Here is a 629-nt window from a genome sequence, read left to right as displayed (position 1 = left end):
ACACGTTAACGATAGGCACAACAATCAAGGTACCTTTCAGTTTCTTTGGATCAATCGCATTGGTCAGTTGTCGTGCAATCTCAACACCGTTTAGCTCATCGCCGTGGATAGCCGCATTTACCATCAGTGTTGGGCCTGCTTGGCGACCGTGAATAATTTCAATCGGAATCGAAAGTGGAGAGTGCGTGTAAAGCTGAGCCGCTTGCAGTTCAATCTCCATTCGCTGTCCTGGCTGAACAGTATAACCAAGTAATTCGAATGGTTGATTAGGTTTTAGTCTTGCCATTTAGGTTGTTCTCAACATGGTGATAATTCGTTAACACGGAATGTACCAATCGTTGATTTTTAGTACGAATCAATCGGTTTACGGTGACGACAAAAGTTTTCTATGGAGCTGTCTATAAATAAGTTTCCAGTTTTAATTTGACTCATTATAGGGTGTTTCAAATTGTGGTTTTCCTGACAGTACACTGATATTTGTCATTTGGTTGGTTGCTATTATCCACCGCCATTTTTTGGCGGCCAAATTCAAATATCGAGATGAAAATGAAAAAAACAATTTCAAAAGTTGTAGCACTAGCGGTGGTATCTGTTGCTTTATCTGGCTGTGTTGGTAGCAATGCAGTAAC

The 629-nt window shown here is 40.7% G+C and carries 2 protein-coding genes; both read right to left on the bottom strand.

What is annotated here, in order from left to right; translation table 11 throughout:
* Nucleotides 1–286, bottom strand: a 286-nt coding sequence (locus AB4653_RS25070; RefSeq protein WP_372105580.1) for a succinylglutamate desuccinylase/aspartoacylase family protein, incomplete at its 3' end; no start/stop codon positions are given.
* A 157-nt stretch (nucleotides 287–443) separates the two neighbouring features.
* Nucleotides 444–629 (bottom strand): hypothetical protein (locus AB4653_RS25065; protein WP_372105581.1); only part of this gene is annotated, 186 nt, incomplete at its 5' end.

This window comes from Vibrio sp. 10N.222.48.A3 (assembly GCF_041475345.1).
GTDB lineage: Bacteria > Pseudomonadota > Gammaproteobacteria > Enterobacterales > Vibrionaceae > Vibrio > Vibrio tasmaniensis_A.
This window is presented reverse-complemented; position numbering and strand designations above follow the sequence as displayed.